Annotated in this window: 16 protein-coding genes; all 16 read left to right on the forward strand. The window is 37.1% G+C overall.

Features of this window, described 5'->3' with window-relative positions; all coding sequences use genetic code 11:
- The first annotated feature begins 219 nt into the window (after positions 1–219).
- The 16 genes from uvrA to whiA all read left to right on the forward strand — a co-directional run bounded on the left by uvrA (position 220) and on the right by whiA (position 21,765).
- The gene (gene uvrA / locus ACEN4N_RS07340; RefSeq protein WP_407093959.1) at positions 220–3,048 is read left to right on the forward strand and encodes an excinuclease ABC subunit UvrA; all 2,829 of its coding nucleotides are present in this window, start codon (positions 220–222) and stop codon (positions 3,046–3,048) included.
- A gap of 240 nt (positions 3,049–3,288) precedes the next feature.
- Entirely contained in the window at positions 3,289–4,644 is a 1,356-nt protein-coding gene (locus tag ACEN4N_RS07345; RefSeq protein ID WP_407089463.1) for an FAD-dependent oxidoreductase, read from the forward strand.
- The gene (locus ACEN4N_RS07350; RefSeq protein WP_407093960.1) at positions 4,634–6,091 is read left to right on the forward strand and encodes a helix-turn-helix domain-containing protein; all 1,458 of its coding nucleotides are present in this window, start codon (positions 4,634–4,636) and stop codon (positions 6,089–6,091) included. The genes ACEN4N_RS07345 and ACEN4N_RS07350 overlap by 11 nt, the downstream gene beginning before the upstream one ends.
- A 192-nt stretch (positions 6,092–6,283) precedes the next feature.
- Positions 6,284–7,810 (forward strand): glycerol kinase GlpK, encoded by a 1,527-nt coding sequence (glpK, locus tag ACEN4N_RS07355; protein WP_407089465.1) that lies wholly within the window; start codon positions 6,284–6,286, stop codon positions 7,808–7,810.
- Positions 7,811–7,812: 2 nt separating this feature from the next.
- A complete protein-coding gene (gene glpO, locus ACEN4N_RS07360; RefSeq protein ID WP_407089466.1) occupies positions 7,813–9,648 on the forward strand; it encodes a type 1 glycerol-3-phosphate oxidase in 1,836 nt (611 codons plus the stop codon).
- A gap of 29 nt (positions 9,649–9,677) precedes the next feature.
- The gene (locus ACEN4N_RS07365) at positions 9,678–10,385 is read left to right on the forward strand and encodes an MIP/aquaporin family protein (RefSeq protein WP_407089467.1); all 708 of its coding nucleotides are present in this window, start codon (positions 9,678–9,680) and stop codon (positions 10,383–10,385) included.
- A 265-nt stretch (positions 10,386–10,650) separates the two neighbouring features.
- Positions 10,651–12,261, forward strand: a complete 1,611-nt coding sequence (locus ACEN4N_RS07370) for a DUF4097 family beta strand repeat-containing protein (RefSeq protein WP_407089468.1) — start codon at positions 10,651–10,653, stop codon at positions 12,259–12,261.
- Between the two features lie 40 nt (positions 12,262–12,301).
- Complete coding sequence (locus tag ACEN4N_RS07375; protein WP_338490077.1) at positions 12,302–12,610, forward strand: PspC domain-containing protein; 309 nt, start codon at positions 12,302–12,304, stop codon at positions 12,608–12,610.
- 167 nt (positions 12,611–12,777) lie between these two features.
- Positions 12,778–13,725, forward strand: a complete 948-nt coding sequence (gene hprK, locus ACEN4N_RS07380) for an HPr(Ser) kinase/phosphatase (protein ID WP_407093961.1) — start codon at positions 12,778–12,780, stop codon at positions 13,723–13,725.
- On the forward strand, positions 13,716–14,564 hold the full coding sequence (lgt, locus tag ACEN4N_RS07385; protein ID WP_218931594.1) for a prolipoprotein diacylglyceryl transferase: 849 nt from the start codon (positions 13,716–13,718) through the stop codon (positions 14,562–14,564). The genes hprK and lgt overlap by 10 nt, the downstream gene beginning before the upstream one ends.
- On the forward strand, positions 14,564–15,589 hold the full coding sequence (locus ACEN4N_RS07390; RefSeq protein ID WP_407089470.1) for an NAD(P)H-dependent glycerol-3-phosphate dehydrogenase: 1,026 nt from the start codon (positions 14,564–14,566) through the stop codon (positions 15,587–15,589). The genes lgt and ACEN4N_RS07390 overlap by 1 nt, the downstream gene beginning before the upstream one ends.
- Before the next feature lie 97 nt (positions 15,590–15,686).
- Entirely contained in the window at positions 15,687–16,646 is a 960-nt protein-coding gene (trxB, locus tag ACEN4N_RS07395) for a thioredoxin-disulfide reductase (protein ID WP_328803159.1), read from the forward strand.
- Positions 16,647–16,900: 254 nt separating this feature from the next.
- Positions 16,901–18,619 (forward strand): phospho-sugar mutase, encoded by a 1,719-nt coding sequence (locus ACEN4N_RS07400; protein ID WP_407089471.1) that lies wholly within the window; start codon positions 16,901–16,903, stop codon positions 18,617–18,619.
- 286 nt (positions 18,620–18,905) lie between these two features.
- Positions 18,906–19,793: an RNase adapter RapZ gene (gene rapZ / locus ACEN4N_RS07405; RefSeq protein WP_138404437.1), complete on the forward strand. Its 888-nt coding sequence runs from the start codon at positions 18,906–18,908 to the stop codon at positions 19,791–19,793.
- Positions 19,790–20,809, forward strand: a complete 1,020-nt coding sequence (gene yvcK, locus ACEN4N_RS07410) for a uridine diphosphate-N-acetylglucosamine-binding protein YvcK (protein ID WP_407089473.1) — start codon at positions 19,790–19,792, stop codon at positions 20,807–20,809. Before rapZ ends, yvcK begins: the two co-directional genes overlap by 4 nt.
- Positions 20,810–20,835: 26 nt before the next feature.
- The gene (gene whiA, locus ACEN4N_RS07415) at positions 20,836–21,765 is read left to right on the forward strand and encodes a DNA-binding protein WhiA (RefSeq protein ID WP_138404435.1); all 930 of its coding nucleotides are present in this window, start codon (positions 20,836–20,838) and stop codon (positions 21,763–21,765) included.
- Positions 21,766–21,832 lie beyond the last annotated feature (67 nt).

Genomic DNA, 21,832 nt, shown 5'->3' on the forward strand with positions numbered 1-21,832 from the left:
GCTTAGTTCCACTAAGCGAATTGGTAGAGTCTGCTTACGCAAGGTATTGAACCGCCGTGTACGGAACCGTACGCACGGTGGTGTGAGAGGTCGACTAGTCAAATAATGGCTAGTCTCCTACTCGATTTCTATTTGCAATCTTTTTACGAACAAATGTTTGAGTTTTGTGTTATACTTACAAAAGGTAAATACAACATTATTGAGGAGAGAAAGTTATATATGGCTCAAAAAAATATAATCGTAAAAGGCGCAAGAACACATAACTTAAAGAATCTCGATGTAGAAATTCCTAGAGATAAATTAGTGGTTATGACTGGTTTATCTGGTTCAGGAAAAAGCTCGTTAGCTTTTGATACCTTATATGCCGAAGGACAAAGACGATATGTAGAAAGTTTATCTGCATATGCTAGACAGTTTTTAGGACAAATGGATAAACCAGATGTAGATTCTATTGAAGGTTTGAGCCCAGCAATCTCAATTGACCAAAAAACAACCAGTCAAAATCCACGTTCTACTGTCGGAACAGCAACAGAAATTAACGACTACTTAAGACTTCTATATGCTCGAGTGGGGACACCTTATTGTCCAAATCACGATATTCCAATCGAACGACAAAGCCTAGAGCAAATGGTAGATCGAATCTTAGAATTACCAGACAGAACACGTATCCAAATTCTATCACCTGCTGTGCGTGACAAACGGGGACAACACAAGAAATTATTAGAAAGAATAAGCAAGGATGGCTATATCCGTGTGCGTGTTGATGGGGAAATCTATGATGTATCAGAGGTTCCCGAATTAGAAAAGAATAAAAAACATACGATTGAAGTGGTTGTTGACCGTATAGCTATTAAAGATGGCGTGAGATCACGTTTATTTGATTCAGTTGAACAAGCACTTTTATTCTCTGAAGGTTACATGGTTATTGATGTTATCGGGGAAGAAGAAATGTACTTTAATGAACATTTTGCTTGTCCGTTTTGTGATTTCTCCATCGATGAATTAGAACCTAGACTTTTTTCTTTCAACGCACCATTTGGTGCTTGTCCAAGTTGTGATGGTTTAGGCTCACGTTTAACAGTCGATGAAGAATTGATTATTCCGGATGATAGCTTAAGCATCGAAGAAGGTGTTTTTGCACCTTGGAATCCAATTAGTTCAAATTATTATCCATCAATGATCGATCAATTTTCAAAACAAAATAATATTCCAACGGATGTTCCATATAAAGGTTTAACCAGTGAACAACAAGAAGTGTTAAAATACGGAGATCCGGACGCAACTTTTTCGTTCACATTCAAAACAATGCGAGGCGAAACGAAGACGACGGAGAATACGTTTGAAGGTGTCTTTAATAATGTTCAAAGACGTTATAATGACACAAATTCTGACTACACGCGTGATGTTATGCGAGAATATATGCATGAATTAACGTGTCCAACATGTAAAGGTACTCGCTTAAATGAAGAAGCCTTATCCGTTCGTGTATCAGACAAAAACATCGCCGAAGTAACAGCAATGTCAATTGGTGATGCTAAAAAACACTTTGAAACTATTGACTTCTCAGTGACTGATACGATGATTGCCGATCCAATCATTAAGGAAATCGATGATCGATTGACTTTCTTAAATGAAGTGGGACTGGATTATTTAACAATGAGTCGAGTAGCAGGTTCACTCTCAGGTGGAGAGTCGCAACGGATCCGTCTAGCGACACAAATTGGTTCGAACTTAAGTGGGGTATTATATATCCTGGATGAACCTTCAATTGGTTTACATCAGAGAGATAATGCTCGTTTAATTCAATCATTACAAAGAATGCGTGATTTAGGTAATACGCTCGTTGTTGTTGAACATGATGAAGAAACAATGATGGCTGCAGATTACTTAATTGATATTGGGCCAGGTGCCGGTGAATTAGGCGGAGAAATTGTTTCTATTGGAACGCCTGAAGAAGTTCAAGCTGATGAGAATTCTCTAACAGGTAAATACCTATCTGGAAAAGAAAAAATTGAAGTGCCTAAAACTCGACGCAATGAAGATAAAGGTTGGGTAACAGTCAAAGGAGCAGAAGAAAATAATCTGCAAAATGTTGAAGCGTCTTTCCCAATCGGGCGATTCACTTGTGTTACTGGAGTGTCTGGTTCAGGTAAAAGTAGTTTAGTGAACAGCATTTTAAAAATTGCATTAGCAAAACGCTTAACAAGTACAAAAGAACGACCAGGTAAATTCGAATCCATAGAGGGCTTTGAAGGGCTTGAAAAAGTCATTGATATTGATCAAAGTCCAATTGGACGTACACCAAGAAGTAACCCTGCAACATATACTAGTGTATTCGATGACATTCGCGGGTTATTTGCTCAAACAAATGAAGCGAAGATACGTGGATATGATAAAGGCCGTTTTAGTTTTAACGTTAAGGGCGGACGATGTGAAGCATGTAAAGGTGGCGGAATTAAGCAAATCGAGATGCATTTCCTTCCAGATGTGTATGTTCCATGTGAAGTTTGTCATGGAACGCGCTATAATTCAGAAACACTTGAAATCAAATATAAAGGGAAATCAATTTCAGATGTGTTAGATATGACGATTGATAAAGCTTTAGTATACTTTGATGCGATTCCGAAAATCAAACGCAAAATCCAAACCTTAGTCGATGTTGGTTTAGGTTACGTGCGATTGGGACAATCAGCGACAACTTTATCTGGTGGTGAAGCACAAAGAATGAAGCTTGCCTCTGAACTACAACGTGTTTCAACAGGAGATACATTCTATATCTTAGATGAGCCAACGACTGGTTTACACGCACATGATATTAAGAAATTACTTACAGTATTGAATCGCTTAGTAGATGCAGGTAATACCGTCGTTGTGATTGAGCATAACTTAGATGTTATTAAGACAGCTGACTACATTATCGATATGGGTCCTGAAGGGGGGATCCGTGGTGGAGAAGTCATCGCTACCGGAACTCCTGAAGAAGTGGCTGAAGTTGAAGGCAGCTTTACAGGACAATATTTAAAATACGTCATGGATAAAGATAAATAATCGAAATGATTGAGGCGTTCAACAATGTCCTCATATCAAGAACCCAACCTAGTGGTGGCACTACCACTAGGTTGGGCTTTTTTATGCGGAGATTCGAACTTTTAGAAGCCTCCCATTTTTATGACTAGCTGAATTCACTTAATCTTCTTTGAACAAGTGACTCGAGGAATTCGCTTTGTTATACTATAAAAGATAGAACGAAATTGGAAACGTTACACATATAAAAGGGAGTGGTAAGCTTTGAATCATGCAGAAATAATTATCGTTGGCTCATCCTTTGCTGGAGTATCGTCTGCCTTGACAGCTAGGCAATTATATCCCAATAAACGAGTACTCATCATTGAGAAAGAAGGAAATATTGGACATATCCCCAGTAGTTTAAATTTATTGTTAAAAGAAGAATTAAAACATTTAAGTGATAAAACATTTATTAACGAAGAACAATTAGAAGCTAGTGGGGTTGAGTTATTACTAAACAATGAAGTATTAGATATTGATTTGGCAAATAAATCACTCTTAGTAGAAGATGAAAATACACATGAAAGTTATCGCTATGACAAGCTGATTTTGGCTATGGGCTCAAGTCCAATTTCAGAACGTATTTTGGGTTCAAATCATCCTCAAGTGTTAACGACGAAAACGTTAGAAGCGAGTAAGAAGGCCTTACAGGAAATTGAAGGGGCAGAACGGATTCTCATTGCTGGTGGAGGGCAAATTGGTCTTGAAGCAGCGGATGCTTTCAAGCAAGTTGCTAAAAATGTGACCATAGTTGAAGCTTCTGATCAACTGGCTTTCAAATATTTCGACTCAGATATGACTCAATTATTAGAGGAAAAAATACAAGAAAGTGGCATCAACGTGATTAAAGGACATTATGTCGAAAGCATTCACTCACAGGATACAGAATTAAACGTTATATTATCACAAGATATTGAAATACTGACAGACCATGTGATGCTCGCTGTGAATTTCCGTCCCAATACAAAGTTAATTGAAGATCAAGTTCATTGCCATTTAGATAAAACAATCGAAGTGGATGAATATTTACAGACGAGTATGGCTGATGTGTTTGCAGTGGGGGATTTAATTCGAGCGCCTTATGCTTATACAGAGACAGATTATTATTTACCATTAGTGAACCATGCCTATCTTAGCGGGAAAATTGCGGCGATGAATCTCTATCAAAAAACAAGCACCGTGCCCCAATCTTTACGAGTGACCGGAAGTCAATTATTCGGCTTATACATGGTCAGTGTGGGCTTAACAGAGCAAGAAGCTGCATTGTTTTATCCAATTGAAACAACGATGCTTGAGAAAGAATTATCAAAAGAAAATCCATCTCAGATAACGGTTAAACTCATCACAAAGAAAGAAACAGGACAGTTGATTGGAGCGCAAGTTTATTCACAAAGTGATATTTTAACTCTGGCTGATTTACTCGCGATTTCGATAAATGCACAAATGACAGATGAAGCACTGGCTTTTCAAGATCGACTTTTTTATAGAGGAGAATTTTCAATGAGTGAGTGTATTTATGCTTGTGCCTTAAAGAGCTATCAAAAGCGTATGAGTGAGGTGTTTTTAGATGGTAATTGAAGATTTATTTGAGAAACGTGAGCGTGGCCTATGGGTTCTATTATCTACATTAATTAATCATTCGACGGATCTCGAAATTAAAGAGGCAATGGCGCAAACAGCCTTGTCGAAAGTGACTTTATTAAAATACGTCGAAGATTTGAATGAATTAGCCGATTCACAAGGTTTTCCATTATGTATTCAGCTCATCAATGACCGCCTAGGATTAAACTTGGGACCACATGTTACAAAGCAAGATATCGTGCAACTATTCTTACCTTATTCTTTAAAATATCAGATTCTGGACTATTTATTTAAAGTCGAAGAGTATACGGTTCAAAAGCTATCACAAGAATTACTCATTAGTGAAGCGACGTTTCACCGTCAATTAGTTTCTTTGAATGTATTACTAGAAGAATTTTATTTAGCCGTTCGAAGTGGGCGTATTAGGGGGCCTGAACATCAGATTCGCTATTTTTACTTTCGTTTATATACTCTAGTCGAACCTAAAAAACGATTAAGTAAATTAGCACAATCAAAAGAAAGTCAACAAGTGATTCGTTCTTTTCAACAGCTTTGGGGGCAGGATACTTTTGTGGATAGAGAAGCAGAAATAGGTTTATGGCTCATGATAACGCGTCAAAGAATGGGCGTTAAATATAAGGATTTTAGCGCTTTAAAAGAGTTGATGAAACCTTATTATTCACATCGTTTCTATCAACAAATTCGACAGAACACGCTAGTATTTTTAAGTCGCTATGCCCTAGAAAGTGAAGAGGAAGAGGCTATGTGTCAGTTTATGTTTATGACAACAATGTCTATTCTACCTGCATTTGTCATGGAAAGAAGTTTAGGTTACGGTGGGCCAGTTAGTGAGGCGACAACAACGGGCTTGCAATATATTCGCTCAACGGTTTCAAGCCAAGAAAATCTAAATGAACAAGGAATGTATTCATTAAACCAAATACTTGGGAGATTATACTTCTTTAAAGGTGCAATTATTGAACGTAGCATTGATTATGAGTTAGATCGATCACTCATTAAACATGGCATGAATCTAGAAAATGAAGACCTAGCGATCCCCTTACTTGAGGATGTCATCACAAATATCTATCACTACGACCAAAAAGAATTAGGTGATGCTTATAAGGAGGCAGAATGGACCTTAACAGAAGTGCTGTCTTATGTTGTTTACCAGATGCCTATGACAATAAGTATCGGGCTAGACCTTATTGGTGATGAAACAGAAAAATTACCGATACTATCAGTCATGCGTCAAAGGCTTGAGGTCAATCGTTTAGTAAGTGTGGAAATATATGACAAAAGAAAATACTTTAATTTAATTGTCTCTAATGCTTATGACAGAGATTATCCGGTTCCCTACTATTACCTCAAAGGCTTGCCAAATCACTTTGATATGAGACAATTAGAAATCATCATTCAAAGATTATTTAATAGCGAAAATTAATTATTATTTGAAACACTGACTTTAATTCTTGAAGCCAGTGTTTCATCTTTTTTGGACAGCGCTCTCATTTTTTTAAATAATTCTAAAAAACGCGATAGTTACAAATTAACTTTAAGAGATACAATATAATCACAAAGAAAGCGATTTCTAAACATAAATAATAATTGCTTACAGATTAATAGGGGGATTAAGATGGAAGAAAAGTATATTTTGTCGATTGATCAAGGTACGACGAGTTCACGAGCGCTGATAATTAACAAACAGGGCGGAAAAGTAGCGAGTTATCAAAAAGAGTTTACTCAAATATTTCCTAAAGCAGGTTGGGTTGAACATAATGCGAATGAGATTTGGAACTCAGTTCAATCAGTCATTGCGGGGGCATTTATTGAAAGCGGTATTAAACCATCAGATATTAGTGCAATCGGAATTACGAATCAACGTGAGACGACTGTTATTTGGGATAAAAAGACAGGATTACCTATTTATAACGCGATTGTTTGGCAATCTAGACAAACAGCGGATATCGCTGAACAATTGAAACAAGACGGTCATGCAGATATGATTCACCAAAAGACAGGTTTGATCGTAGATGCGTATTTCTCAGCGACAAAAATTCGTTGGATCTTAGATAATGTTGAGGGCGCTCAAGAACGGGCTGAGCGAGGTGAATTATTATTCGGGACAATTGATACATGGTTAGTTTGGAAATTAACAGATGGAGCGACTCACGTCACTGATTACTCTAATGCTTCTAGAACGATGCTTTATAACATTAAGGATTTAGAGTGGGATGACGAGATTTTAGAGTTGTTAAATATTCCTCGTAGCTTACTACCAGAAGTGAAATCTAACTCGGAAGTATACGGGACAACGAAACCGTTCCACTTCTATGGTGGAGAAGTGCCTATTAGTGGTATGGCTGGGGACCAACAAGCAGCCTTATTTGGTCAATTAGCTTTTGAACCAGGAATGGTCAAAAACACGTATGGAACAGGTTCATTTATTATTATGAATACTGGAGAGGATTTTGAATTATCTAAGAATAATTTATTAACGACAATTGGTTATGGAATTAACGGAAAAATCTATTATGCTCTTGAAGGGTCAATCTTTATTGCCGGAAGTGCCATTCAATGGTTACGTGACGGAATGCGTATGTTTAGCGATTCAGTTGAGTCTGAAGATTATGCAAGAAACTCAAGCAATAATGATGAAGTATATGTTGTTCCTGCCTTTACAGGTTTAGGTGCGCCTTACTGGGATTCAGATGCGACCGGATCTGTCTTTGGATTAACACGCGGGACAACGAAGGAAGACTTTATTAAAGCAACACTACAGTCCATCGCGTATCAAGTGAGAGACGTTATTGACACCATGCAAATGGATACAGGGATTAAAATACCTTTATTAAAAGTAGATGGTGGGGCTGCAATGAATAATTACTTAATGCAGTTCCAATCAGATATTATCGGAACAGAAATTGCTCGCGCTAAAAACTTAGAGACAACTGCTCTAGGTGCTGCCTTCTTAGCTGGTTTAGCCGTAGGATACTGGAAAGATTTAGATGAAATTAAGAAATTGAACGAAACAGCCGAAACATTTACACCATCAATGAATAATGCACGTAAAGAACAATTATACAAAGGTTGGAAAAAAGCAGTTCATGCGACACGTGTCTTTGCACAAGATGAAGTTGAGATGGAAGAAGGAGAGGAATAATCATGAAATTTTCTAAAGATACACGCCAAAGAGCGATTGAGAAGTTACAAGACCGTACCCTTGATTTATTAATTATCGGTGGAGGAATCACTGGAGCAGGAGTGGCGATTCAAGCTGCTGCCAGTGGGTTAGAAACAGGTCTAATAGAGATGCAGGATTTCGCTGAAGGAACAAGTAGTCGTTCAACGAAACTCGTTCATGGAGGCATTCGTTATCTGAAACAATTTGATGTTGAAGTTGTTTCAGATACTGTCCAAGAACGTGCAGTTGTACAACAAATCGCGCCTCATATTCCTAAAGCAGATCCAATGTTATTACCGGTTTATGATGAGCCAAATGCGACATTTAATATGTTCCGTTTGAAAGTAGCCATGGATTTATATGATTTATTAGCCGGCGTTAGCAATTCACCTTTGGCAAATAAAACTTTAACGAAAGAAGAAGTATTGGAACGTGAACCTCAAATTAAGGCAGAAGGCTTAGTTGGTGGTGGGCAATACTTAGATTACAACAATAATGATGCGCGTTTAGTCATTGAGAATATCAAGCGCGCAAACCAAGATGGCGCACTCATTGCTAGTCGTGTGAAAGCTGAGTCGTTTTTATTCAATGAAGAAGGACAAATTAATGGTGTGGTTGCTAAAGATATGTTATCAGGCGAAACATTTGAAATTAAAGCACGTACGGTAATTAACACAAGTGGGCCTTGGAGTGATTTAGTACGTAATTTAAATAAAGAAGATGACCAAATCCAACAAATGCGTCCAACTAAAGGAGTTCATTTAGTCGTAGATAATAGCAAGATTAAAGTACCTCAACCAACATACTTTGATACTGGCTTAGGTGATGGGCGTATGGTCTTTGTCATTCCAAGAGAGAATAAAACATACTTTGGAACGACCGATACAGATTACACAGGTGATTTAGCTCATCCAACAGTGACTCAAGAAGATGTTGATTACTTATTAGGCATTGTGAATAATCGTTTCCCCGAAGCGAATATTTCAATTCATGATGTTGAGAGTAGCTGGGCAGGGTTACGTCCGTTAATTTCAGGTAATAAAGCATCCGATTATAATGGTGGGAATAATGGTTCAATCTCGGATGAGAGTTTTGATCATTTAATTTCAACTGTAGGTGCTTACTTAAATAAAGAAACAACGCGTGAAGACGTTGAAGAAGCTATCGGACAAATTGAAACAAGTACGTCTGAGAAAGCTAACGACCCTTCAGCGGTATCTCGTGGAAGTTCTTTAGATATTGATGATAACGGCTTAATTACACTAGCTGGAGGAAAAATTACGGATTACCGTAAGATGGCTGAAGGAGCAATGAAAGCAATTATTGAGATTCTTTCAACACAATATCAAAAGCAATTTACTTTAGTTAATTCAAAAACTTATCCAGTCTCTGGTGGAGAATTAAATCCAGCAAATGTGGATTCAGAATTAGAAACTTTTGCTCAATTAGGTGTGAAACGTGGTTTAGACAAAGCAGACGCAAGTTATATCGCTAGAGTCTTTGGCTCAAATGCACCACGTGTATTCAACTTAGTTACAACCCTTGAAGCGGCTGAAGGCTTAAGTTTACGCGATACACTGGTATTGCATTATACAATGAGAGAAGAGATGGCTTTAACTCCTGTAGATTATTTCTTAAGAAGAACAAATCACTTACTATTCATGCGTGAAACTCTGGATGATTTAACACTTCCAATTACGAATGAAATGGCAAGATACTTTGAATGGTCTGAAGAAGAAAAACAAGCACACTTAGATGAGTTAGCTGCTGTATTAGCTGAAAATGATTTAAAAGAATTAAAAAACAACGCAAAATAATAAAAATTTAATATGTAAAAGGGGAAAAAATGGGAACAGAGCTAGTTGGAGAATTTATAGGAACGTTAATCTTAGTCTTATTAGGAGACGGGATTGTTGCTGGGAATTTACTTAAAGGAACAAAAAGTAATGGTGCGGGTTGGTTATCAATTACGATTGGTTGGGGGATTGCAGTAACATTAGGAGCTTTAGCTTCAGGTTATATGAGTCCTGCGCATTTAAATCCAGCGGTAACGATCGCTTTCGCTATTGAAGGAAGTACACCTTGGAGTTCAGTCATACCTTATACAATCGCACAAATGCTTGGGGCATTTTTAGGAGCTGTCTTAGTCTGGGTACAATACAAACCACATTTTGATGTGACTGAAGATTCATCAGCCATCTTAGGAACGTTTTCTACAGGACCAGAAATTTACAATACAGTTTCAAACTTTATTGGGGAATTATTAGGGACATTTGTATTAATGTTTGGTATCTTAAGCTTTTCGAAATACGATATTGCCCCAGGTTTATCAACAATTTGTGTCGGTATCTTAATTATCGGAATTGGTTTATCTTTAGGAGGAACAACGGGTTATGCAATTAATCCTGCACGTGACTTAGGTCCACGTATTGCTCACGCGATCTTACCAATTAAACAAAAGAGAGACTCTGACTGGGGTTACTCTTGGATACCAGTATTGGCGCCGATTGTTGGAGCAGCATTAGCAGCACTCGTATTTGGCATCATTAACTAAATATATTTACTAAAGCTAGCGGGAAATCCGTTAGCTTTTTTATTTTATTCAAAATATGGGTCTATAGTCCAATGAATTTAGATCCATTTGCATGCATAATATAGATAGAACGAAAGCAAAAGATATGTCCGTTAACAAATTTGGATATACATTGACTTACAACTAAGTAAAAATAGGGCTCTAGACCTATGAAGTCCTTGACAATCGATGACATAATAATAAGTGTAGAGAAGCAGGAGATAAAAATCATTGGAGGTAAACTGATATGAATGAAAAAGAGCGTATAATTGAGCTAGTAAAACAAAATGTTATTTCTATGGAAGAAGCACTTGATTTATTAGAAGCGGCATCAAATAATGATACTTTATCAGAATCAACGACAACAACAGATGAAAAAACGACTCAAACACCAGACGACACTGAGAAAGAGACAGAAGCAAGTATTAATCAGACATTTGAAGAAGTCTTTAATCAAGGAAAAGACTTTGCTAAATGTATGGGTGACTACTTTAAGGATAGCACTGAGAAAAAGGCCGACTCTGAAGAATGGTCTGAGTTTGAAGAAACTGAAGATACTGAGAAAGTTAAGAATAATCAAGCACGTTTAGCAGAAATTAACACTGAAATTCAAGCATTGAACGAAAAGATAGCTAAAGAGAATGAAAAATTAGTAATCTGCAAACAACGCATACGTGAGATTGAGATATTTGAAGAATTAGATGATTTAACCCTTGAAATGATTGAACAAAAAGCAAATACTATTGAAAAAAGAGATCACATTCAAGCTGAATTAGATATTTTACAAAGTGAATTTACTGAATTACAAAGAGAAAAAGAGGCCTTAGGCTGGAGTAAAGAATCTAACAAGCAAGATTTCAAAGAATTCTTCAATAACCGTTCAGAGAAATTTGCTGAAGCAGCCACACACTTTGGAAAAGAAGCATCCCGTGAAGGTAAAAAATGGGGTTCATTCGTCACAGAACAATCTAAATCATTTTTAGAGAACTTTAACTTAAAAGATGTTAATGTTTCTTTCCAAGTACCATGGATCAAGACAAGTTCACAAGATTATGAATTTACGTATCCCGTTGAAGGAGTAAATCGCTTTGAGATTGAATTATATAATGGTTCTGTTGAAGTAGTGAGCCATGACGGTGACAATATTGTCGTTGATGCACAAGTACGATTCCATGGTAGCCATGAAGAAACGTCTAAAGAGCACTTTGAAGAAGTAAATACGATCGGTATCATTGATAACCGCTTTGTATTGAAAGTGACATCACCGAAATTCTCAGTTGACGGTACAATCAAAGTCCCTCAAGGAGATGTTGATCGATTCCAAATTCAATTGCTGAACGGCGAAATCGATTTAGATGGTTTAACTAGTAAAGAAATTGTAGTTAAAAACAAAAATGGAGATGTGATCTTAAATAAAGTTACAGCAAATGAAGTATCATTAGAATTATTAAACGGTGATATTAATATTCAAAACTCACCGATTGATACACTAGTGATGAGTGACTTAAATGGGGATGTTCGAGTGAATGGTTACATCCGAAACTTATCAGCAGACACTTTAAACAGTGACTTTTATCTAACGAAAAAAGATACGAATGATGCGAATGTTAAAATCAAGACAGTGAGTGGGGATGTTAAGTTATCGCTGCCAAGTCAAATGAATTTAACCATTGACAGTAAGACTACCCACGGTGAAGTGAAAAACCGCTTATCAAATCTTGAAAGTATTGACGAGCATCCAACTAAACAAAAAGCACATTACCATCGAATTGTATCAGGTGATACAGATAATGCAATGGTTAACATCACAACAACTTCTGGCGATATATTTTTAAAAGATAGTAAAAAAGAGTTATAATAAACATAACAAGACATTAAAAATTATGGAGGGATATAAAATGTCAAATCAAAGTGAAAAATTATTTAAGTCATCAACAGATAAACATATTATGGGTGTGTGTGGGGGATTAGCTGAATATTTCAATATTGACCCGACAATTGTTCGAGTAATCTTCTTTATCCTGCTTTGGGTAGGGTCATCAGGATTTTGGTTATATATTCTTTTAGGGCTACTCTTACCTTATGACTATCAAGTTAATGGTGGTCAAAGTAGAAAATCGAATCCATTCGGTTCAGATAGACCTTCTTCGAATAATAAACCTAAAGATGTAACACCCGAAGATAATGATAATTGGGATGACTTCTAATTAAACGAAATTAAATAAATTGAACTAAGTCTACACTTGCTTGTATTAAGCAGGTGTAGATTTTTTTACTATATAAGTTATGATTTAATATTTGGTTCGTGATTGTTGGGCAGTTGTGTGATAACATTTAGAAGTAAATAAGATCATTCACAGGAGGAATATACGTCATGACTAATGCAGTAACTGTACAAGAGTTAGTAGACACGTTAGATATCAATTTAATATATGGTGAAGAGTATAAAACAAACAAAATTTATTCAAGTGAAGTTTCAAGACCTGGGCTTATTTTAACAGGTTACAAAGAATATTATCCACATGAACGTATCCAATTAATTGGACGCACTGAGATGTCGTTTTTAAGTGAAAAGACATCCGAAGAAAGATCAAATATCTTCTCATTAATGTGTACGGATGAGACGCCAGCGATTGTCGTATCACGTGAGATTGATATACCTGAAGAATTAATCCCAGTTGCGGACTCTTTAGGTATTCCTATCTTATCAGCTAGATCCAAAACAAGTCGGGTGTTAGCAAATATTACGAATTATCTCGAGAGAAAACTCGCTGAAAGACTTTCAAAGCATGGTGTCTTTTTGGAAGTCTTTGGTATGGGGGTATTGTTAGTTGGATCCAGTGGTATTGGTAAGTCTGAGATTGGTTTAGAGCTGATTCAACGAGGGCATCGACTTATTGCGGATGACCGTGTAGAGCTGTATCAAATTGATGAATTGACTTTAAACGGTGAAGCCCCAGAAATCCTACAAAACATGATTGAAATTCGTGGCTTAGGTATTATTGATATTATGAGCTTGTACGGTGTATCTGCGATTCGTCGTAGTAAACGATTAGAGCTCATTATCAACTTAGTATTGGATGACGGAAACACACAATATGACCGCCTTGGTTATGATAAAGAGTATGAGCAAATATTCGAAGTTCAAGTGCCTTCGATTCGTATCCCAGTTAAAACTGGGCGAAACTTAGCTGCGATTGTTGAATCTGCGGCAATGAATTTCCGTGCGACTCAAATGGGTTATGATGCGAAAGTAACGTTTAATAGTAAATTACGTGATTTAATCCAAGAGAACCGTGGGGGAACAATAGAATGGGATTGAATTTTTTAGCGATTGATCCGATTGCCTTTGAATTATTTGGCTGGCCGGTCCGTTGGTATGGAATTATAATTGGGTTGGCTATTTTAGTCGGATACATTTTATTTACGCGTGAAGCAAGCCGTAAGGGAATTGATTCAGATACGTCTTTTGATTTGCTCTTTTGGACAGTGATTTTTGGTTTAGTAGGGGCTAGAATCTATTATGTCATATTCTCTTCAAACTCATATCTGTCTGATCCATTAAGTATATTCCGAGTTTGGGAAGGTGGAATGGCCATCTACGGTGGTGTTATCGGTGGTGCGATAACAATTTATGTACTGTGTCAAAGATACAAACTCAGTGTCATTAATGTCTTCGATATTGCGATACCCGCACTTTTTGCTGGTCAACTGATTGGGCGTTGGGGTAACTTTATGAACCAAGAAGCCCACGGGGGGCCGGTATCAAAAGCTTTTCTAGAAAACTTAGCTCTGCCTAATTTTATTATTGAACAAATGAATATTAATGGGACTTATTATCACCCGACGTTTTTATATGAGTCTTTATGGAATTTAGTCGGTCTAATTGCCTTACTCCTACTAAGACCCCGTAAAGATTTCTTCAAACGTGGTGAACTCGTTGCATTCTATATGATTTGGTATGGTATTGGACGCTTTTGGATTGAAGGCCTAAGAACAGATAGTTTATATATCGGTCCATTACGAGTTTCTCAAATCTTGTCGCTTATTCTAGTAGTTATTGGTATTGGTCTTGTACTTTGGATTCGTCTAAAAGGGAAAGACCTGGTGCCTTACTACACAGATGACCGATCAAGGGTTGTTAGAAATGAGGATGAATAATGAAGATTGCTATTATTGGTTCAGGTTCATGGGGAAGTGCTTTAGCCAAAGTATTAAGTGAGAACAAACATGACACAGTTCTTTGGGGTAGAAAGCAAACGATTATCGATGAGATAAATCAAACACATACAAATGAAAAGTATTTACCCAATGTATCTTTACCGAAAGAAATTAAAGCAACGACTTCTTTATCTGAAGCTGTCTCTAATGCATCAATGATTATATTAGTTGTCCCAACCAATGCCATGAGACAAATGGCACAAGAATTAAATCCATTACTTGAAGATCAAGCGCAAGCACCAGTGATTGTGCATGCTTCGAAAGGTTTGGAAATGAATACGCAACTAAGAATCAGCGAAGTATTAACAGAAGTACTAAATAAAGATAATTATCAAGATGTCGTTGTCTTATCAGGACCAAGTCATGCTGAAGAGGTTGCTCGCCAGGATGTGACAACTTTAACAGCGGCAAGTGATAATCTTGAAGCTGCTCAAGCAGTGCAACAAGCATTTATGAATCGATATTTCAGAGTGTATACCAATACAGATGTCATCGGGGTTGAATTAGGTGGCGCATTAAAAAATATTATTGCCGTTGGCGCAGGAATTATATCTGGTTTAGGTTATGGTGATAATGCAAAAGCAGCCTTGATTACTAGAGGTTTAGCTGAAATATCAAGACTTGGTACTGCTCGAGGAGCAGATCCATTAACCTTTATTGGCTTAAGTGGAGTAGGAGATTTAATTGTAACTTGTACAAGCCCACATTCCCGTAACTTCCAAGCTGGAACCTTGATTGCTAAAGGCTATTCGAGAGCAGAAGTGAGCGAGAAGATGTTCATGGTAGTTGAAGGGATATTAACTGTAAAAGTGGCCTATGAATTAGCAAAAGAATATGGCATTGACATGCCGATTACGGATATGCTTTATTTGGCTCTATACACAGATAAGAAAATATCTGTTGAAGATGCGATTGAATCATTGATGTTACGTGAAGGTAAACAAGAAGAGTCGCTTGACAAATAAGATATAATAAATAGTATTAAGCAAATAGATTGATTAAGAACAATCAAAGCTCTATGATATACAATACTAAACAGACGAACCTAGGAGGTTAGAGCGAGTGGTAGAGATAACAAAAGAACGTGTTGAAGCAGATGTAATTATAATCGGAGCAGGCCCAGGTGGAATGACCGCTGCCTTATATGCATCGCGCGCAAATTTAAAAACAATTATAATTGAAAAAGGTGCACCTGGTGGAGAATTAATTAATACGGCAGATGTCGAAAACTATCCAGGCTATACTAAAATTGGTGGACCTGAATTAGCAGGGAAATTCTTTGATAGTTCGATGGAATTCGGTGCAGAGCACTTATACGGTGATGTGACTCATATTGAAGTGTCAGGAACCACGAAATATGTTCATACCGCTGACAAAATTTATATCGCACCCGCAGTTGTTATTGCAACAGGTGCCCATCACCGTGAGTTAGGTGTTCCAGGTGAAGACCGTTTAAGCGGTTCAGGTGTGTCATACTGTGCAGTATGTGATGGTTTCTTCTTCCGTGACCGTAACTTAGTTGTTGTTGGTGGAGGAGATTCAGCTGTTGAAGAAGGAAATTACTTAACGCAGTTCGCTGATAAAGTAACAATCATACACCGACGCGATCAATTAAGAGCGCAACAAATACTTCAAGACCGTGCCTTTAATAACCCTAAAGTTGACTTTATTTGGGATAGTGTCGTTGAAGAGATTAATGGTGAAAATGGCGTTAATTCAGTCACAATTCGTAATGTAAAAACGAACAAAGTAGAAGACTTTGAAACGAATGGTGTATTTGTCTACATTGGTCTAATACCAAACTCATATATTGTTGAGAATTTAGGTGTCACAGATGAAGAAGGCTGGATCATTACCAATGAGCGCATGGAAACAACTGTTCCAGGTTTATTTGCAGTTGGAGATATCCGTCAAAAACACCTACGCCAAATTGTTACAGCTGCCGGAGACGGTAGTATTGCTGGACAAGGCGCGTTTGACTATGTTCAAAGCTTGAAAGATCCAATTAACCAAGTAAACTAATTTATAAAGCATGACCAACGGATTAGACTAACCTCTAATTTAGTTGGTCATTTTTTATGTAAAAATTTATGGAATATTTACTAAGAAAAGTGATAAAGATAATAAAAGATATCGCGGATTAAAGTAATATATTGCCTAAAACGATAAATAAAATTTGGGAACTGTGAAAAGGCTTTAATTCAGAAAAGGTTAACCTTTGTTGTATTATAAAATGATGTTATAATAAAAATAACATTAGAAAAGGTGGGATAATTATGTCTTGGGAAGAAATATATCAACTATGGAAAAATCATAAGTCACTTGATACACATTTAAGTGAAGAGCTGAATCAATTATCACGCGAAGAAAGCGAAGATGCCTTCGGAGCGAACTTAAGTTTTGGTACTGCAGGGATGCGTGGAGTATTAGGACCAGGTACAAATCGCATGAATATCTATACTGTTCGCCAAGCGACAGAAGGCTTAGCGAAGTTAATCGAAGACGCCGGGGAAGATGCTAAAAAACGCGGGGTAGCGATTGCTTACGATTCACGTCATTTCTCACCTGAATTTGCTATGGAAGCAGCGATGGTGTTAGGAAAACATGACATCAAGAGTTACGTTTATGAAAGTTTAAGACCAACACCTGTCCTTTCATTTGCAGTGCGTCATTTAAACACATATGCTGGTATTATGATTACTGCGAGCCACAATCCAGCCGAATACAATGGATACAAAGTTTACGGCGAAGATGGTGGGCAAATGCCACCAGAAGCAGCAGATAAATTAACAGAATATGTTCGCGCAATTAATAATCCACTTGAAGTAGCTGTCGGAGATAAGACAGACTTGCTAGGATCAGGAACCATTGAAATTATCGGTGAACGAGTAGATAATGCTTACTTAGAAGAGATGAAGGCTGTCACAGTTGATTTAGACTTAGTGCAATCAATGAAAGATGAAGTCAATATCGTCTTCACACCATTACACGGAACAGGTTTAATGATTGGTCTAAAAGCATTAGAGCAAATCGGCTTTGATAACATTCAAGTTGTTAAATCACAAGCAGATTCTGATGGAAACTTTCCAACAGTTAAGTCACCTAATCCAGAGTCCGCAGATGCTTTCGTTCAAGCAGAAGAATTAGGCCGTTCAGTTGATGCTGATATCTTATTAGCAACTGACCCGGATGCTGACCGTTTAGGCGCAATGATTCGTGTCGCAGACGGCTCATACCAATTACTTTCAGGGAATCAAATTGCATCCATCATGTTAGATTATATTCTGAATGCCCGCCGCGAAAAAGGAGAATTACCTGACAATGGTGTTGCTGTAAAATCAATCGTATCAACTGATTTAGCCGATGCGATTATTGAAAGCTATGGTTTAGAAATGGTCGAAGTATTGACTGGATTCAAATTTATTGCTGAGAAGATTAAGGAGTATGAAGAAACAAATGAACATACATTCTTAATGGGATTCGAAGAAAGTTTTGGCTACTTAGTACAACCATTTGTGCGTGATAAAGACGCGATCCAAGCTTTAGTTATTCTAGCTGAATTAACGGCTTTCCATAAAAAAGCTGGTCGTACTTTAGGTGATGCATTAGAAGCTATCTATGATAAATATGGCTACTTCGTTGAAAAGACCATTTCAGTTTCATTCCCAGGCTTATCTGGAAAAGAGAAGATGGCAAGCATTATGAGCCAAGTTCGCAAAAATACTCCGTCTCAATTAGGTGGTTTATCTATCGATAAAGCAGCAGATTATCTAGAAGGAACAGTGCAATATGGTGACGGTAAATCAGCAGGCTTAGACTATCCTTCATCAGATGCATTAAAATATACGTTAGAAGACGGTAGCTGGGTTGCTTTTAGACCAAGTGGTACAGAACCTAAGATTAAATTATACTTAGGAGTACGCGGTGACAATCGTGAGACGGTTGATCAAAAAGCAGAAGCGATTGAAGCAGATATGCGTAAATTAACTGAGTAACAATTGAATTAGTCTAAATAAGAGTATCCAAATGATGATTAGTCTGAATATTGGCTTCAATCTGTGCATATCGTTCAATTAGAATGCTGCGGTGAAAGGAGTTTGTATTCGATTAATTATCGTTTGGATTTTTATTTAAAGAAATAAAATAAATTGCTTTTACTAGACGATTACTGATAATATAAGGAAGCAAATTTAGACAAACAGAATATTCAAACGATAATCATAATAAAATCAATGTGATTGTGATACAATATATTAAAATCAAGGGAAAGAGGCGAGATGCATGTCTGATACATTAGAATTAGTAATAATTACCGGTATGAGTGGGGCAGGAAAAACTGTCGCAGTCCAAAGTTTTGAAGACTTAGGTTATTATTGCATCGATAACATGCCACCAAATTTACTTCCTACATTTTGGGAATTAATGAAAGAATCAGGGAAAATTACACGAATCGCACTTGTGATTGACTTAAGGACACGCGAATTCTTCAGTGAATTAGAGAATGTTATTGGCAAGATGGATAACACTCAATTCATTACAACACGTATTGTCTTCTTAGAAGCCGATGACCAAGCCTTAGTATCTAGATATAAAGAAACACGCAGAAAGCATCCTTTGGCAACACAAGAGAGAACCATTACAGGAATTCAAAAAGAACGAGAAATGTTAAGTGACATTCGAGCACGATCACAAATGATCGTTAATACAACAGATTTATCGCCAAGACAATTAAGAGAGAAAATTATCGAAGTCTTTGCTTCTGATACTTATCAACCATTCCACATTGAAATGGTCTCATTTGGCTTTAAATTTGGGGTGCCCATCGATGCAGATATTGTCATGGATGTGCGATTCCTTCCGAATCCACATTATGTTGATGAGCTAAGACCTAAAACGGGCTTAGATACGGAAGTATATGACTATGTCATGAAGCAACCGGAGACAGAAGAATTTTATTCACGATTTATGAATTTAATTAAATACTGTTTACCAGGTTACAAAAAAGAAGGTAAATCTAGCGTGACAATTGCTATTGGATGTACCGGTGGTAAACACCGTTCAGTTGCCTTAGCTAAGAGAATGGGTCAAGAATTAGAAAATGATCATTACGTGGTGAATGTCTCGCACCGCGATAAATTAAAAAATAAGGAATCGGTCAATCGATCATGAGCGAAAAAGCCAAACCACGCTATAAAGTGGCTGTTATCGGAGGAGGGACTGGCCTCCCGGTAATACTTCGAGGGTTAAAACATTTGAATGCAAGTATTTCTGCTATTGTTACTGTTGCTGATGACGGTGGAAGTAGTGGAGTGATTAGAGACTATATTAATGTGGTACCTCCCGGAGATATTCGAAATTGTATGAGTGCCTTATCGGCACGTGAACCAGAGTTTATTGATTTATTTCAATATCGCTTTGAATCTACGGATGATTTTTTAGCTGGCCATGCGATCGGTAACTTGTTGATTGCCGCTTTAAAAGAAATGCATGGTTCAATGCAAGATGCTATCGACATGTTATCAAGGTGGATGCATATTCAAGGACAAATATTACCAGCAGCTCAAGATCCTCTGGTACTAAATGCTTTATTTGAAGATGGAACTATTGCGGTTGGAGAATCAAGTATTGCTTCTCACCGCAAGAAGATAAAAGAAGTATTGGTCACAACCACAGAAGGAGAAGAAGCTTTAGAAGCTTCGCCCCGTGTGGTTGATGCTATCATGGATGCAGATATGATTATCTTAGGTCCAGGAAGTCTTTACACAAGTATCTTGCCAAACTTAATGATTAAAGAGATTGGTGAAGCCATTGTCAAGACAAATGCTGAAGTTGTCTACATCTGTAACATTATGACTCAATTAGGTGAGACTGAGAACTTTACCGACGCCGATCATGTAGAAGTTCTCCATCAACATTTGAATAATAAATTTATTGATACAGTTCTAGTGAATACAACGGAAGTCCCCGAAGATTATATTAGAACACAACCAAACGAAGAATATTTATTACAAGTTAAACATGATTTTGAAGGCATACGTAAAGAAGATTGTCGCGTCATCTCTAGCGAATTTTTAAGTATGAAACATGGTGGGGCATATCATGATACTGAGAAAGTTGTCGAAGAATTAGGCTACTTGTTAAATTCTTTAAAATTAGCCCCCCGAAAAGTAGAAAAGACACAATAGTAATAAAGATAGAGAGGTGAGGCACGATGACATTTGCTTCAGACGTAAAAAAAGAATGTACGCTATTAGAAGTACACCGAGAGCATGCAAAAGCGGAACTTACTGCGCTGATTCGAATGAATGGTGCTGTAAGTATATATCAACAAAAGTTCATTTTGAATATTCAAAGTGAGAACGCAGCAATCGCGCGCCGAATTTATACACTTTTAAAGGATCATTATGGAGTCGAAGGTGAATTAATTGTTCGACGCAAGATGAAGCTGAAGAAGAACAATGTATATATAGTACGTTGTCGTATTAGAGTGAAAGAAATTCTAGAAGACTTGAATATTCTGGATATGTTAGGTATTGGCTTGAATACAAAAGTCACAAGTGATATTACCGAGAATGAACAAAAGAAACGTTCATACTTACGAGGTGCATTCTTAGCTGGAGGTTCTGTAAATAATCCTGAGTCAAATAATTATCACTTAGAAATTTATTCAAGTTACGATGAACATAATAAAGATATTTGTCAAATGATGAATGATTTTGATTTAAATGCCAAGACAATCAATCGTCGTAATGGCTTTATAACTTATCTAAAAGAAGCGGAGAAGATTTCCGATTTCTTAGCGATTATTGGCGCATCAAGTGCTGTGTTACGCTTTGAGGATATTCGCATCGTTCGTGACATGCGTAATTCAGTGAATCGTTTAGTAAATTGCGAAAATGCGAATATGAACAAAACCATTGATGCATCTCAACGCCAGCTTGAAGCGATTCGTTTAATTGATGATTATCAAGGACTAACAACTTTACCTGACAAGCTAAAAGTTATGGCAGAATTTAGATTAAGTAACCCAGATATGAGCTTAAAAGAACTTGGAGAGCAAATACCAGGTGGACCGATTTCAAAATCGGGTGTGAATCACCGCTTAAGAAAAATTGTAAAAATGGCAGAAGAAATCGGTTAATTGTAAATTTTATGTAAAATTTGTGTAAATTTGAAAATAAAATAATGGAATCACCCCTTTTTTACGT

It is taken from the genome of Ruoffia sp. FAM 20857, assembly GCF_045528645.1.
Lineage (GTDB): Bacteria > Bacillota > Bacilli > Lactobacillales > Aerococcaceae > Ruoffia > Ruoffia halotolerans.